The organism is Candidatus Accumulibacter sp. ACC003, assembly GCF_907163085.1.
Lineage (GTDB): Bacteria > Pseudomonadota > Gammaproteobacteria > Burkholderiales > Rhodocyclaceae > Accumulibacter.
Genome location: NZ_CAJQTX010000007.1, coordinates 142,468 through 156,639, shown reverse-complemented (window position 1 = coordinate 156,639; position 14,172 = coordinate 142,468). Strand labels below are relative to the sequence as shown.

13 protein-coding genes, 2 pseudogenes and 1 riboswitch are annotated in these 14,172 nt (G+C 63.1%); of the genes and pseudogenes, 6 read left to right on the top strand and 9 right to left on the bottom strand.

What is annotated here, in order from left to right:
• Window positions 1-68 precede the first annotated feature (68 nt).
• A complete protein-coding gene (gene gatB, locus QZ656_RS16105) occupies window positions 69-1,520 on the top strand; it encodes an Asp-tRNA(Asn)/Glu-tRNA(Gln) amidotransferase subunit GatB (RefSeq protein ID WP_291994345.1) in 1,452 nt (483 codons plus the stop codon).
• A gap of 39 nt (window positions 1,521-1,559) precedes the next feature.
• Here gatB and QZ656_RS16100 read toward each other — a convergent pair whose 3' ends face one another.
• Complete coding sequence (locus tag QZ656_RS16100) at window positions 1,560-2,189, bottom strand: hypothetical protein (protein WP_291994344.1); 630 nt, start codon at window positions 2,187-2,189, stop codon at window positions 1,560-1,562.
• On the bottom strand, window positions 2,170-2,820 hold the full coding sequence (pyrE, locus tag QZ656_RS16095; protein WP_291994343.1) for an orotate phosphoribosyltransferase: 651 nt from the start codon (window positions 2,818-2,820) through the stop codon (window positions 2,170-2,172). The genes QZ656_RS16100 and pyrE overlap by 20 nt, the downstream gene beginning before the upstream one ends.
• 42 nt (window positions 2,821-2,862) lie before the next feature.
• Here pyrE and QZ656_RS16090 point away from each other — a divergent pair, with 42 nt between their 5' ends.
• On the top strand, window positions 2,863-3,654 hold the full coding sequence (locus QZ656_RS16090; protein WP_291994342.1) for an exodeoxyribonuclease III: 792 nt from the start codon (window positions 2,863-2,865) through the stop codon (window positions 3,652-3,654).
• Between the two features lie 15 nt (window positions 3,655-3,669).
• Here QZ656_RS16090 and QZ656_RS16085 read toward each other — a convergent pair.
• Window positions 3,670-4,056, bottom strand: a pseudogene (locus QZ656_RS16085) (transposase); the annotation flags it as partial.
• A gap of 195 nt (window positions 4,057-4,251) precedes the next feature.
• Between QZ656_RS16085 and QZ656_RS16080 the strand changes: the two are divergent.
• Entirely contained in the window at window positions 4,252-6,405 is a 2,154-nt protein-coding gene (locus tag QZ656_RS16080) for a helix-turn-helix domain-containing protein (RefSeq protein ID WP_291992871.1), read from the top strand.
• Between the two features lie 38 nt (window positions 6,406-6,443).
• Here QZ656_RS16080 and QZ656_RS16075 read toward each other — a convergent pair.
• Window positions 6,444-7,118, bottom strand: a pseudogene (locus tag QZ656_RS16075) (IS630 family transposase); the annotation flags it as partial.
• 249 nt (window positions 7,119-7,367) lie between these two features.
• On the opposite strand from QZ656_RS16075, the gene QZ656_RS16070 reads away from it, so the two are divergent.
• From QZ656_RS16070 to QZ656_RS16060, 3 genes are read left to right on the top strand one after another with little or no spacing between them, the layout of a single operon-like run.
• Window positions 7,368-7,691 carry a DUF883 family protein gene (locus QZ656_RS16070; RefSeq protein ID WP_291994693.1) on the top strand — a complete coding sequence of 108 codons (324 nt, stop codon included), beginning with the start codon at window positions 7,368-7,370 and terminating at the stop codon, window positions 7,689-7,691.
• Between the two features lie 59 nt (window positions 7,692-7,750).
• Entirely contained in the window at window positions 7,751-8,164 is a 414-nt protein-coding gene (locus QZ656_RS16065) for a phage holin family protein (RefSeq protein ID WP_291994341.1), read from the top strand.
• Window positions 8,145-8,468 (top strand): YqjK-like family protein, encoded by a 324-nt coding sequence (locus QZ656_RS16060; protein WP_291994340.1) that lies wholly within the window; start codon window positions 8,145-8,147, stop codon window positions 8,466-8,468. Before QZ656_RS16065 ends, QZ656_RS16060 begins: the two co-directional genes overlap by 20 nt.
• Window positions 8,469-8,563: 95 nt before the next feature.
• Here QZ656_RS16060 and QZ656_RS16055 read toward each other — a convergent pair whose 3' ends face one another.
• The 5 genes from QZ656_RS16055 to ptsP form a co-directional block, all read right to left on the bottom strand.
• Window positions 8,564-9,295: a uracil-DNA glycosylase family protein gene (locus QZ656_RS16055; protein ID WP_291994339.1), complete on the bottom strand. Its 732-nt coding sequence runs from the start codon at window positions 9,293-9,295 to the stop codon at window positions 8,564-8,566.
• Window positions 9,262-10,521, bottom strand: a complete 1,260-nt coding sequence (locus QZ656_RS16050) for an AmpG family muropeptide MFS transporter (RefSeq protein WP_291994338.1) — start codon at window positions 10,519-10,521, stop codon at window positions 9,262-9,264. The genes QZ656_RS16055 and QZ656_RS16050 overlap by 34 nt, the downstream gene beginning before the upstream one ends.
• Entirely contained in the window at window positions 10,521-11,144 is a 624-nt protein-coding gene (metW, locus tag QZ656_RS16045; RefSeq protein WP_291994337.1) for a methionine biosynthesis protein MetW, read from the bottom strand. The genes QZ656_RS16050 and metW overlap by 1 nt, the downstream gene beginning before the upstream one ends.
• Complete coding sequence (locus QZ656_RS16040; protein ID WP_291994336.1) at window positions 11,141-12,268, bottom strand: homoserine O-acetyltransferase; 1,128 nt, start codon at window positions 12,266-12,268, stop codon at window positions 11,141-11,143. The genes metW and QZ656_RS16040 overlap by 4 nt, the downstream gene beginning before the upstream one ends.
• A gap of 54 nt (window positions 12,269-12,322) precedes the next feature.
• Window positions 12,323-12,397, bottom strand: a riboswitch (SAM riboswitch).
• 31 nt (window positions 12,398-12,428) lie between these two features.
• Entirely contained in the window at window positions 12,429-14,171 is a 1,743-nt protein-coding gene (gene ptsP / locus QZ656_RS16035) for a phosphoenolpyruvate--protein phosphotransferase (RefSeq protein WP_291994335.1), read from the bottom strand.
• Window position 14,172: the final 1 nt, after the last annotated feature.

Below are 14,172 nucleotides of genomic sequence, written 5' to 3'. Positions count from 1 at the left end.
ACCCGACGGTCGTCCCGGCGTCGGCGCGCTGCCGGCGCTCGCCGTTGTTGAAGAGAGAGTACGCAGTGATGAAAGCATGGGAAGTGGTGATCGGCATCGAAACGCACGCACAGCTGTCGACGCAAGCGAAGATTTTTTCGGGCAGCTCGACGGCCTTCGGTGCGGCACCAAACGTCCAGGCGAACGCCGTCGATCTGGCGCTACCCGGCGTGCTGCCGGTACTCAACAAGGGCGCCGTCGAATGCGCAATCAGGTTTGGCCTGGCGGTCGGCGCAGAGATCGCACCGCGATCGGTTTTCGCACGCAAGAACTATTTCTACCCCGACCTCCCCAAGGGCTACCAGATCAGCCAGTACGAATTGCCGGTGGTCGTCGGCGGCAAGCTGACGATTCAGCTCGGCGAGAGCGAAAAAGTGGTGACCCTGGCGCGTGCCCACCTCGAGGAGGACGCCGGCAAGTCGCTGCACGAAGGCCAGGGCCAGCATTTCCATGGCCGCTCGGGAATCGACCTCAACCGCGCCGGAACACCACTGCTGGAGATCGTCACCGAACCGGACATGCGTTCGGCGGCCGAGGCGGTGGCTTATGCGCGGGCACTGCACGCGCTGGTGCGCTGGATCGGCATCTGCGACGGCAATATGCAGGAGGGCTCGTTCCGCTGTGACGCCAACGTCTCGGTGCGCCGCGTCGGCCAGACACAGCTCGGGACCCGACGTGAAATCAAGAACCTGAACTCGTTCCGCTTCATGCAGCAAGCGATCGACTACGAAGTGCAGTGGCAGATCGCGACCCTCGAAGAAGGCGGTACGATCGAGCAGGCGACGGTGCTGTTCGACGTCGATAGCGGCGAAACGCGCGCCATGCGCTCGAAGGAAGACGCCCACGACTACCGCTACTTCCCCGACCCCGACCTGCTGCCACTGCTGATCGATCGCCAGTGGGTCGAGCGCGTCGCCGCACAGATGCCCGAGTTGCCAACAGCCAAACGCGAGCGCCTGCTTGCCGAATACGCGCTGTCGGACTACGACGCCAAGCTGCTGACGAGCTCGCTTGAGATGGCTGCCTACTACGAGGCGGCGGTGGCCGTCGCTGGCGCGGCAAACGCCAAGGCCTGCGCCAACTGGGTGATGGTCGACCTGACCGCCCGGCTCAACAAGGAAGACCGGGAGATCGACGAGTCGCCGGTGTCGGCGGAACAACTCGGCGGCATCGTCCTGCGCATTGCCGACGGCACGATCTCGACCAATATCGCCAGGAAAGTCTTCGACGCCCTGTGGAACGGCGATGGCAATTCGGCCGACGAGGTCATCAACAAACACGGCTGGCAGCAGATTTCCGACAGTGACGCGCTGGAATCGACCATCGACGCCTTGCTCGCGGCGAACCCGACGATGGTCGCCGAGTTCCGCGCCGGCAAGGAAAAGGCCTTCAACGCGTTGGTCGGCCAGGCGATGAAGATGACCCGCGGCAAGGCCAACCCGCAGCAGGTCAGCGAACTGCTGCGCAAGAAAATTACCTGAACCGGCACGACCACGCTGGCCGTGGCGATGGCCAGCGTTTCAGCGTCGCGCGGCGGCGGCACGCCTGGAAATATCGATGAAGCGGCGCAGGTCCTCGTCATACTTGAGGCGCGTCGCGTCCATGTCCTTGCGCTTCGCGTCGATCACCGACTCCTGCGCCCTGATTTCGTAGTCGGCATCGCGCAAGCCCTTGGCCACTTCCGCCGGCAAACGCCGATTCTTGTAGAACTCGGCCTCGTTCTCGAACTTCTTGCGGTGTTTGCGGATCTCGGCAATGCGCTCCTCGGCCGCCGCGATCGACGCCTCGAGGTTACGCTCGGCGCGACTGCGCATCAGTTCGATATCTTTCTCGCTACCGTAGGTATTGAGCAGCGCCTGATCTTTTCGCCGCTGCTCGTTGAGCACGCGCTGCTCTTCCTGAAAGCGCTTGTCTTCAGCCTCTTTGGCGGCACGCTCGGCAGCGGTCAGCGGCGCTTCGACCACCCTCGACGTCCGCCCGGACTGCCCGAGTTCGCGATAGGCGCGCCCATAGCACGCTGCTGGCAAGATATCGCCGCAAACCTGCTTGCCCGATTCGTCGTGGCAGCAAAAAATGCGCGGTGCCGCGACACTCGAAGCGACGCCCAGTGCGACCAGCAGCAGCCCCAGCCTAACCGCTGCTGCGAGCAATGCCATAATCCTGCCGATAGTTCGCCACCGCCGCCTCGTTGGCCCTGAAATCGGGGCGGTTCTGGAGGAAGGCCAGCAAATCGTCGAGACTGGCGACGGCAATCACCGGGATGCCGTAGTCGCGCTGCACTTCCTGCACCGCCGAAAGTTGGCCGCGACCGCGCTCCATGCGATCAAGGGCGATCACCACGCCGCAGGGCGTCGCGCCGGCGGCCGCAATCAGCTCGACCGACTCGCGAACCGACGTCCCCGCTGAAATCACATCGTCAACGATCAGCACCCGACCGGCCAATGGCGCGCCGACGATGCTACCGCCTTCGCCGTGGTCCTTGGCCTCCTTGCGATTGAACGAGAAAGGCAGGTTGGTCCCGGCCCGCGCCAGCGCCACGGCAATCACCGCCACCAGCGGGATGCCCTTGTAGGCCGGCCCAAACAAAGCATCAACGGCGAGGCCACTGGCGGCAATCGCCTTGGCGTAGAATTCCGCCAGGCGGCCGAGCGCGGCGCCATCGTTGAACAGGCCGGCATTGAAGAAGTAGGGCGACCGGCGACCGGCCTTGGTCGTGAACTCACCAAAACTCAGGACGTCCTGCTCGACGGCAAACTCGATAAATTCCTGACGAAAGTCCATAACGCCTTTTCTGGATCAGGGCCGCTACCGGCCCGGTGCCCTATGTTACGCATCATTAACTTGAACCTCAACGGCATTCGCTCGGCCTGGCGCAAGGGCGTCCTGCCCTGGCTCATCGAGCAGCGTGCCGAGATCGTTTGTTTGCAGGAACTGAAAGCTCAGCACGCCGACCTCAGCGAAGAAATGAACGCGCCGCCTGGTTTCCGCGCCTATTACCATTGCGCGGCAAAGAAGGGCTATAGCGGTGTCGGACTGTGGTGCCGGAGCGAGCCCGACCGGGTCATCGACCAGCTCGGCAGCGCCGAGTTTGACGTCGAAGGGCGTTATCTGCGTGCTGATTTCGGCAACTTGTCGGTGGTCTCGCTCTACCAACCTTCAGGATCCAGTTCGGAGCAACGGCAGGAGGCGAAATACCGCTTCATGGCGCTCATTTACCCACTACTCCTTGAACTCGTGACGAGCGGCCGCGACGTCGTCGTCGGCGGCGACTGGAACATCGCTCATCGGGAACTCGACCTAAAAAACTGGCGGAGCAACCGCCAGAACTCCGGCTTTCTGCCCGAAGAACGCGCCTGGATCAGCCGACTGCTCGACGAAGCCGGCTGGTGCGACGCCTTCCGCCAATTGCACCCGACGGCTAGCGACGATTCGTATACCTGGTGGTCCAATCGCGGCCAGGCCTGGGCGAAAAACGTCGGCTGGCGGCTCGACTATCAGCTGGCAACGCCTGCCATCGCGGCCAGGGCGAAGCGCGCAGCGGTCTTCAAGGAACAGCGCTTCAGCGACCACGCGCCGCTGACCATCGACTACGACCATGACCCGGGCAGCACCTGAAACGCGCGCTAGTGTTTAATTGCATAGATTAACGATAGTATTCCGCAGCTGCGCGCCCTTGACCTCTCGCTTTCGCCAGGCGAATGGGGCGGCGTTCTGGTTGTAAGCCGCGGTGAAGCTGTGAATGGCGGCAACGAGTTGATCCAGGCTCGAGAAGCTGGCGTTTCTCAGGGTCTTGCGCTGGAAGATGCCGAACCAAATCTCCACTTGGTTTAGCCAACTGGCGCTGGTGGGCGTGAAGTGAAAGGTGACGTTGGGGTGAGCGGCGAGCCACTCGTCGTTTTTCTTGTGCGTGTTGAGGTTGTCCAAGATGACGTGGATCTCACGGTCGACGGGTTCATCAGCGATGGTCTCCTCCATGAAGGCCTGGAAATCAGCGCGCTTCTTGGTTAGGGTAGTCTTGCCTCGAATGCAGATTTCCTGATCCCGGCCGGGAATGTAGGTAGAATTCCGGAATTGCACGTGGCACTTTATTTTGACGGCCATGATTTTCTTATGGCATAAACCAAGCTTCGCTAGGAGTGCAAGGAGGAGCAGACGTTGAGGCAATCGTGGCTTCCAGGGTTTCCGGATGGTGCGCAGAAAGTGGGAGAAGGGTTGGCGATTCTGGAGAAGGATGGCCAAGCGATCTACTTTGTTGGGGGAGACAATTACTTCTCGCACCCCGTAGGAGACGACGCTGGCCGCAGGTTCGCTCTGACCAGCCTGATGGAGAACGGGCACGTCAAGGCGGTCGAACTGGAAAGGCCACCGCTGTGCATCCCGCACCGCACGCTGATGAACTGGGTGGGACAAAGCCGCAAAGCCGGGCCATCGTCTTTCTTTCGACCGGCGGCGGCGAGCCGGCCGCGGATCATGACGCCGGACAAGAGTGCCGAATGCGCGCGGCTGTTGAGCGAGGGAAAGCGTCCTGCCGAAGTGGCACGGCAGGTGGGCGTCCAGGAGTCGACGCTGCGCAAGGCGATCCGGCGCCAGGGCGTGCCGCAGTTGGCCGCCTTGCCGCAAGAGGCAGGGGAGTTGGAAGCGGCGAGCACCAAGAGTGAGCGCAGCCGGGCGGATGCGGAAGCCGCCGCGGGGATGGGCACCGCCTGCACGCGCGCCGACGAGCGGATCCAAACGGCGCTGGGATTGGCGACCGGTGCGACGACGCGCTTCGAAGCGAGCCACGATGTGGCGATGGGGGGGCTGTTGGCCGGCTTGCCGGCCTTGTGCGCGAACGGGCTACTGACCGGCCTGGATCGCCATCTCAAGCTGCCCCGGGGATTCTACAGCGCCTTGCACATCCTTCTCGTCCTCGGCTTCATGGCCCTGGGGCGAATCAAGCGGCCGGAACATCTGCGACAAACCTCGCCCGGAGAACTCGGCAAAGTCATCGGCCTGGACCGGGTACCGGAAGTCCGCACCCTGCGGGAAAAGGTCCATCTGCTGGCCAAGACGGGTGACCCGGCAGCCTGGATGCGGGATCTCGCGAAGCTCTGGATGGAAAGCGAGCCAGAAGAAGCGGGTTACCTGTATGTCGATGGTCATGTTCGGGTGTATCACGGCGAGCAGGCCAGGCTGTCGAAGCGCTACGTCTCGCGCGAACGCCTGTGCCTGCGGGGCACCACCGACTACTGGGTTAACGATGCCCTGGGTCGCCCGTTCTTTGTGGTTTCGCAGCCGCTCAATGACGGACTCGCCGAGACCCTGCTCAAGGACATCGTCCCCCAACTGCTGGAGATTGTCCCGGGACAGCCGACGCCGGCCGAACTGGACGCCGACCCGACCCTGCACCGGTTTGTCATGGTCTTCGATCGGGAAGGGGCCACCCAGAGTCTCCTCGGCAGACTCTGGAAACAGCGCATCGGCGCACTGACCTACCGCAAGAACGTCAAGGACCTCTGGTCCGAAGAGGTGTTTCAGGAACAGGAAGTCCATCTGCCGGCAGGCGGCAGCACCGGGATGAAACTCGCCATGCGCGAAACCCGACTCGGCACAGGCGATGGCAGCCTGGCCGTGAGCGAAGTTCGTCGGCTGACCCAGACGGGACATCAAACAGCCGTGATCACGACCGCCCGGCAACTCGGAAACACCACCATCGCTGGGCGGATGTTCGCCCGTTGGTGCCAGGAAAACTACTTCGCGTACATGATGGAACATTATGATATTGATGGACTTATCGAGTACGGAGACGACTCTCTTCCCGGCACTCACCAGGTCGTTAACCCCCGCTGGCGGGAACTCGACAAGGCCGTCAGGCAAACCCGCCAGAGCGAAAGAAAACTGCAGGCCGCAATCGCCAGGACGGCCTTGAACGACGGCGGCGAAATCCAGAAAAACGCCGAGTCTGTCGAAGCACTGCAGGCCGTTCAGGAGGAGCTCAAGCGACTTTGCGCGGCGCGCAAGGCAAGCCCCCGAAAGGTGACGATCGACAGTCTGCCCGAGGCCGAGCGACCGACCCAACTGCCGCCGCTGAACAAGATGCTCTGCGATACCGTGAAAATGGTCGCCTACCGGGCCGAGACCGCCATGGTGGCGCTATTGCGCCGCCACTTGAAGAAGGAGGACGACGCACGTGCGCTCATTCGCGAATTGTTCGTTTCTTCCGCTGACATCGAACCGAACGCGCTAGCCAACACCCTGACCATCAAAATTCACCGGATGGCCAGCCCAGCTCATGATCGCGCTATCGCCGCGCTCCTCGAGGAACTCACCCTGCAAGATTTTCCGCATCCGGAAACCGGGGCAAGAATGACCTTCACTCTTGTCTGAAGTGCCAACCCGGTTTCCTCCGAGATCAGGAAATCTGGAATGACGCCGGTGGCCACTTCGAGGGCGGCGAACAGGTTGACCGTGCCATGGCGTTTGTAGGTGCTTTTCAGTCCCTGAACCACCTTTCCGCTACTGGTTTGGACATAGCCGCGCCGACGCTCCAGAGCCTGGATCGAGGGTTTCTCGTCGACGCTCAGGACCAGCGCGTTTTCAGGTGGGTTAAGGTACAACCCGATGACATCCGCTGCTTTGGCGGCGAACTCTGGGTCCGTGCTCACGCACCAGGAGCGATGCCGCTGCAGCTGGATGCCCTCCCGACGCAACACGCGCCACACGGCATCGTCCGATACTTCCAGCGCCTTCGCCAGCGAACCACCATCCCAACTTGCCATACCTTCCGGCGGTGTCCGTTCGAGTTGCGCCAGAATGCGGTCACGCAGATCCTGCCCGTACTTCGCCGGCTTGCCCGGCCGCGCAGCATCACGCAAGCCCGACAAACCATGCTCGGCAAAGCGCCGACGCCACAGCCCCACCGTGTTCGCACGTACGCCAACTGCGCGGGCAACCTCGTCGTTTCGCAGACCCTCCAAACAACCCAGCACGATTCTCGCTCGCTCGGCCAAGCGAACCTCGCCACTGCGACTCCGTGACATACGCTCCAATTCCTCCTTCACCTCCGCTGTGCAAGACAGCGCCACCGCCACACGTCCCACCACATCTCCTCCACCACGAAGCAATGGAGAAGCATGATAGTTACTACCGGTTAATAATGCAATTAGACACTAGCGCCGTGCCGCGCCGGCAAGGACGACGCTATGCCCTGCACGCCGACATTGATCTACGCCGGCAACTTCTATACCCTGAACAAACTATTGAGCGCTTGGCTGGTGTTGCCTCATCGCTGCTGCGGCAGTCGCTTACACCCGCCTTCCCTATCATTGCTTTCCACTGCGAGGTCCATCATGCCCGACGTCAATAACGAACTGTCCGCCTCTAGCAAGCAGAAACTGGTTTCTGACATGCGAGTCGTCGTTTCCGACGCAGAGGAAATCCTGCGTGCCACCGCCGGCGTTGCCGGTGAAAAAATGGGCGACCTGCGCGAACGCATCGGCGAACGGCTGCGTGACGCCAAGCTCCGCCTGGCTGATGCGGAAGTGGCGGTGGTCGACAGGACCAAAGCCGCAGCGCGCGCCACCGACGATTTCGTCCACGAAAATCCGTGGCGAGCGGTCGGCGCTGCCGCCTTCGTCGGTCTGCTGCTCGGCGCGCTGATCAGCCGCCGCTAGGTGGCTCGCGGCACGTTCGCGAGCGCTTTGTCGACGCTTTTTCGACCACTCCCAGCGGCATGAGCGAGACGCCTGCCAGCCAACGCCGCGGCGGCCTGTTCGGCGGCGCCGCAGACGCTGCCGCGACGCTGCTCGGCAGCGGACGAACACGGCTGGAACTCCTGGGCAACGAGCTCAAGGAAGAAAAGCTGCGCGCTGTCCGCCTGCTGCTGTGGTCGCAACTGCTGGCTTTCTGCCTGGCGATCGGCACGGTCCTGCTGGTCGCCTTGCTGGTGGTCGTGTTCTGGGAGAGCAGGGTCGTCGTCCTGGTTTGTTCGATTGCCGTCTTCACGGTCTGTAGCGCGCTCGCTTACGGCGCTCTGAAACGTGCCATGCAGCAACCCAAGCACCTCTTCGCCAGCAGCCTTGCCGAGCTTGACGAGGATCGGCGACAACTGCAGCGTAGCGCTGGCGATGAATCAAGAGCTGCTTGATCTGGCCGTCGAGCGCGGCCGACTGATCGAACGTATCAGCAATCAGCGCCAGCGTCTTGCCGACGAACTGCAACCCGTCGGCAATGCCTTGCAGACCGCCGACCGGGCGCTGGCGACCGTCCGCCAAGGCCGTGATTACGTCAAGCAACACCCGGAGATAGTCGCTGTTGGCGTCGCGCTACTGATCGTCGTGCAACCACGCCGTGTCTGGCGTTGGAGCAAACGCGGCTTCTTTGCCTGGCGCACCTGGCGCATGCTGCGTAGCGAGATATCTAAGCTCGGCGTGCTCACGCCGCGCCCGTAGAGCGGCCAGGCCGGCGACAAGCTCACGGCCGCCGGGCCTTGGTCACAGCGCCAGCCGAACTGCAACGCGCCGCGGTGCATCCTTTCTTCACTTCTTCATTCCCAGACACCAAGCGCTGCCAACTGGCTGCTGGCCGCTGCCGCCCAGCCACGATTGGCGGCCGGACTGGCTGGACTCGGATGCAGCACCCGCCCGATTCTGACGCTCGTTCCGGTCAGCGCCTGGCGCGCCCGTGCCTCGGCGAAAGCGCCGACGCCGATCAGCCATTCGGGCTGCAGTGCCGCGACCATGGTCTGCAGATGCGCGTCGCACGCCGCCTGCAGCGCTGCCGCCTCGGCAGCCGGCAATTTGTCCGGCGTCAGATTGCGCGCCCGCTCGAAAAATGCCAGAGGGCAATAGTTGGCGACAAAGTGTTCGGCAAAAAAAAGTTCGGCGGTGCCGAAGCGCTCGCGGAACAATCCCCACAGCCGCCGCCCGCTGACTTCTGAACGGCGACAGGCAAAGCCCTCGATCGGCCGCCACGGATTCTCCACTGTCGGCGTCTCGACTGGGCAATCGATCGCCAGCCAGTCACGTACAGCGGCGATTTCTCCGAACGGCACACCGCACTGCACCATCCCGAAAGGCCCCGGGTTCATGCCGAGAAATAGCACCCGCCGACGACCGGCAGCGTAGCGGCGCAAGTACATTTCGTGCGCGGCCCGGGCATAGGTCAGCGGATCGTAGACATGCGTAACGGGCGGCGCGAAACGCAGCGTCGCCAGCCTTGCCGACAACTGCCGGGCGGCGGCAATCAGCGCCTCGGTGACGTCGGCGTCTCGTTCCAAGGGGCAACCCTGAACAGCAGCAGCATGCCCGGCGCGGCGAGCACGAAGCACAGAAAGAAGAAGTTGACCCAGCCCAGTGACTCGACCAGCGCCCCGGCGGTGGCGTTGATGAAGGTCCGGGGAACCGCGGCAAGACTGGTAAACAAGGCAAACTGCGTGGCCGTAAACGCCGGGTTGGTGGCCCGGGCAATGAAGGCGATAAACGCCGCGGTTCCCAGCCCGACGCCGAGGTACTCGGCGCCGATCACCCCGGCCAGCGCCAAGCGATCGCCGATGTCGATCAGCGGCTGTACGCCACGCGACGCCAACCAGGCGAAGCCGAGGATGGTCGCCATCTGCACGGCGCCAAACAGCCACAGCGCGCGGTTGATCCCCAGGCGCACCATCCATAGCCCACCAAGCAGGCCACCGAATACGGCCGGCCACAGGCCGGCGTGTTTGGCGATCACCCCGATGTCGGTCATGCTGTAGCCGAGGTCGAGATAGAAGGGCGTCGACAGGCTGGTCGCCAGTGAGTCGCCGAGCTTGTAGAGGAAGATGAAGCCCAGCACCAGCGCCGCACCCTGCCAGCCCTGGCGGCCGACGAACTCGTTGAAGGGCTCGACGACCGCGGCCCGCAGCGTCTTCGGCGCAGCCAGCGCCGGCGGCTCGTCGACCAGCAGGACCATCGCCATACCCGGCAACATGAAAGCAGCGGTAATCCAGAATACCTGCGACCAGGGAATCAGGTCGGCGAGGATCAGCGACAGCGAGCCGGGAACCAGCCCGGCAATCCGGTAGGCGTTGACATGCACCGAGTTGCCGAGCCCGAGTTCCTGGTCACTGAGGATCTCGCGGCGAAACGCATCGAGCGCCACGTCCTGCGTCGCCGACAGGAACGCCAGAGCGACCGACAGCCAGATCACCGGCGTCAGATTGGTCGCCGGCGAGAAGCCTCCGAGCAGGCCGATCGACAACAGCAGGCCGACTTGCGAGAGCAGCATCCAGCCACGCCGGCGGCCCAGCGGCAGGCGATAGCGGTCGAGCGCTGGCGCCCACAGGAACTTCCACGTGTATGGAAACTGGATCAGCGCGAAGAAGCCGATGACCTTGAGGTCGACACCGTCACTGCGCAGCCAGGCCGGCAACAGGTTCAGCAGCAGGTACAGCGGCAGACCCGAACTGAAACCGGTGAACACGCAGATCAGCATGCGCCGGGTCAGCAGCAGGCGCAGCCAATCGGGCATCAAGACTTTCGCCCGAGCCGATAAAAGGCGAGACTACCGTTCAGGTTGGGATCGTCGGCGACCTCTTGCCCGGCCTCGTCGAACGCCAGGCGCTCACGGATTTCGATCTCCAGACGGGCACACAGGCCCTCGAAATCGACGATCGTGAAGAAGCGCACGTTCGGCGTATCAAACCAGTCGTAGGGCAGGTCTTCAGAGACCGGCATGTGGCCGGCGGCAATCGCCACGCGGTTGGCTCGATAGGCAAAATTGGGGAAGCTGACGACCGCTTCGTCGGCCACGCGCAGCATCTCGGTCAGGATGCGCTCGGTGGCTCGCATGGTCTGCAGCGCCTGCGAGATGACCACGTGATCGAAGGAGCGATCCTCGAAACCGAGCAACCCGCACTCGATGTCCATCTGAATCACATCGACGCCATTGCGGATGCAGCCGAGAACGCTGCCATGGTCGATTTCGACGCCGTAACCGGTGACGTCGCGCGTTTCGTTGAGGTAGCGCAACAGCCTGCCGTCACCGCAACCGAGGTCAAGAACGCGTTCGCCGGGCGATAACCAGTTGGCGATCACCGCAAAATCGAAGCGCTCGCGCTGCTCGGCCCTGGCTCTCCTTTCGTGCTCGGTCATACGGCGATATTCCCCAGGTAGGCGCGCAGCAGGGCATGGTAGTGCTGATCGTCAAGCAGGAAGGAGTCGTGGCCGGCGTCGCAATCGATCTCCGCATAAACCACGCGCAGGCGGTTTTGCAGCAGCGCAAAGACGATCTCCCGCGAGCGTGCCGGCGCGAAACGCCAGTCGGTCGAGAAACTGGCGACGAAGAACCGGGCTTTGGCGCGCGCCAGAGCACTCGCCAGATGGCCTCCATAGTCGTAGGCGGGGTCGAAATAGTCGAGCGCCTTGGTCATCATCAGGTAGGTATTGGCGTCGAAAAAAGCGGCGAACTTGTTGCCCTGGTAGCGCAGATACGACTCGATCTCGAAATCGACGTCGTAGCTGAACTTGTGCTCGCCATGGCGCAGTTGCCGACCGAATTTATCGGCCATCTGACTATCCGACAGATAGGTGATATGGCCGACCATTCGTGCCAGCCGCAAGCCTCTGGTCGGCACGACGCCGTGTTCGGCGTAGTAGCCGCCGTGGAAGTCCGGATCGGAAATGATCGCCTGCCGCGCGACCTCGTTGAAAGCGATGTTCTGCGCCGACAGTTTGGGAGCCGAGGCGATGACTATGGCGTGCCGGATGCGATCGGGGAACTGCAGCGACCACTCCAGCGCCTGCATGCCGCCGAGGCTACCGCCAACGACCGCGGCCCAGGTGTCGACACCCAGGCGGTCGGCCAAGCGGGCTTGCGCCGCCACCCAGTCGGCGACCGTCACCAGCGGGAAATCGGCGCCATAGCGCTTGCCGGTCTCCGGCCTGATCGACAGGGGGCCCGTTGATCCGTAGCAACCGCCCAGGTTATTGACGCCGACGACAAAAAATTTGCGCGTATCGAGCGGCTTGCCCGGGCCGACCAGGTTGTCCCACCAACCGATGTTCTCGGGGTCGTCGGCATAGCGGCCGGCCACGTGGTGGCTGCCGGCCAGTGCGTGGCAGACCAGCACGGCGTTGGAACGTGCTTCGTTGAGCGTGCCGTAGGTTTCGAAGACCAGTTCGAAACCCGGTAGCTGAGCACCGCTCTTCAGTATCAGTGGCGTATCGAACTGCATGCGCCGCGGCACAACGAGTCCGACAGAATTCTCGGGTGACATCGTAATCGTATCGGTAACAAGGGCAGAAAAAAACCCGGTCAGCTATCAGCGCAGACCGGGCTTGCCACGCTTTAGCGGTATTTATAGGGCGCCCGCAAGCTGCTCGGTCAAATCGGCGCCAAGGCGGCGAAACTTACCTGCAGCCTGGGGAAAAGTCAATTCAGCCGTTAAGTTTTTCCAGTTGCTCGCGAATTTTCCCGGGCTCCTCGTGGCGCAGCAGGCGGCGAACGAGCGGCGCCAGCTCGGAACAATTGCTCTGCATGACGCGCTGCTTAACCGACAGGATCTGCCCTGGGTGCATCGAAAACTGACGCAGTCCCATGCCCAGCAGCAGGCGCGTCAGCGACGCGTCACCGGCCAGTTCGCCGCAGATCGAAACCGGGATGTGCACCTTTTCGGCGCTGGCGATGGTGTGCGCCAGCAGCATCAACACCGCCGGATGCAGCGGATCGTAGAGATGCGCAACCTGTTCGTCGCTGCGATCGATGGCCAGCGTGTACTGGATCAGGTCATTGGTGCCGATCGACAGGAAATGCAGGCGGCGCAGGAACAGGCCAACGGCCAGCGCGGCCGCCGGAATCTCGATCATCGCCCCGACCTCGATGGCCTCGTCAAAAGCGACGTTCTCGCCGCGCAGGCTCGATTTGGCGCGCTCGATCGCCGCCAGGGACTGGTCGATCTCGTGCGCCTGCGAGAGCATCGGAATCAGCAACTTGATCTTGCCGTGCCGGGACGCACGCAGGATCGCCCGCAGCTGCGTCTGGAACATGTTCACCTCGGCCAGCGACAGGCGGATGGCGCGCAGGCCCAGCGCCGGATTGCTTTGCATGCGATCGCCGACGACTTTCTCCGGATGCAGGTCCTTGTCGTAGCCGAGATCGAAGGTACGGATCGTCACCGGCCGGCCGCCCATGCCCTTGACCACCGTCCGGTAGGCCTCGAACTGTTCGTCCTCGGTCGGCATGTCGCCGCGATCGAGAAACAGGAACTCGGTGCGAAACAGACCGATGCCTTCGGCGCCGCCGTCGAGCGCATTGGCGACGTCGCCCGGCAGTTCGATGTTGGCGTGCAGGGCGATGTCTACGCCGTCCAGCGTCGACGATTTCGCCGTCTTGAGCCGCCGCAGCTTCGAGCGCTCGAGTTCGATCTGGCTTTTCCGCAGCCGATACTCGTCGAGGACGCGCGCGTCGGGGTTGACGATCAGCACGCCGCGCGTGCCATCGACGATCAGGACTTCCTTGTCGCGAATCAATTGCCGAGCATTGTGCAAACCGAGCACTGCCGGGATGCGCAGGCTGCGCGCCAGGATCGCGGTGTGCGACGTCGAGCCGCCGACGTCGGTCACGAAGGCCGCGAAGTGATGGTCCTTGTAGGCGATGACGTCGGCCGGCGAGAGGTCGTGAGCGACGACGATCAGGTCCTCCTCCTTGACGCCCTTGCCGGTGCGCAGCGCCATCCGTCCCGGTTGGCCGACAAGTTCCTTGATCACCCGTTCGACGACCTGCCGCACGTCATAGCTGCGCTCGCGCAGATACTGGTCTTCAAAGCTCTCGAACTGCCCGACCAGCACCTCCATCTGCTGCACCAGCGCCCATTCGGCATTGCAGCGGCGCTCGCGGATCAGTTGCTTGGGCGTCTCGGCGAGTTCCGGATCGGCCAGAATCATCGTATGCAGGTCGATGAAAGCGCCGAATTCGCCGGGTGCGTGCTGCATGCGGTCCTTCAGGCTGGCAAACTCGTCGCGCACTTCGGCCAGCGCCGCGTCGAAGCGAGCGACCTCCCTTTCGACCTGACGAGGGGCGATATGCAGGTGCGACACCTCGAGGGTCGCGTGCGACATCAAGTGCGCCTGACCAATGGCAATGCCGCCGGAAACCGGCAGACCATGTAGCGTAAAACTCATA

Coding starts and splice junctions, on each gene's coding strand:
- gatB (WP_291994345.1), top strand. CDS start 69: ATGAAAGCATGGGAAGTGGTGATCGGCATCGAAACGCACGCACAGCTG.
- QZ656_RS16090 (WP_291994342.1), top strand. CDS start 2,863: ATGTTACGCATCATTAACTTGAACCTCAACGGCATTCGCTCGGCCTGG.
- QZ656_RS16050 (WP_291994338.1), bottom strand. CDS start 10,521: ATGCCCGATTGGCTGCGCCTGCTGCTGACCCGGCGCATGCTGATCTGC.
- QZ656_RS16040 (WP_291994336.1), bottom strand. CDS start 12,268: ATGTCACCCGAGAATTCTGTCGGACTCGTTGTGCCGCGGCGCATGCAG.
- ptsP (WP_291994335.1), bottom strand. CDS start 14,171: ATGAGTTTTACGCTACATGGTCTGCCGGTTTCCGGCGGCATTGCCATT.
- QZ656_RS16070 (WP_291994693.1), top strand. CDS start 7,368: ATGCCCGACGTCAATAACGAACTGTCCGCCTCTAGCAAGCAGAAACTG.
- QZ656_RS16060 (WP_291994340.1), top strand. CDS start 8,145: ATGAATCAAGAGCTGCTTGATCTGGCCGTCGAGCGCGGCCGACTGATC.
- metW (WP_291994337.1), bottom strand. CDS start 11,144: ATGACCGAGCACGAAAGGAGAGCCAGGGCCGAGCAGCGCGAGCGCTTC.
- QZ656_RS16065 (WP_291994341.1), top strand. CDS start 7,751: ATGAGCGAGACGCCTGCCAGCCAACGCCGCGGCGGCCTGTTCGGCGGC.
- pyrE (WP_291994343.1), bottom strand. CDS start 2,820: ATGGACTTTCGTCAGGAATTTATCGAGTTTGCCGTCGAGCAGGACGTC.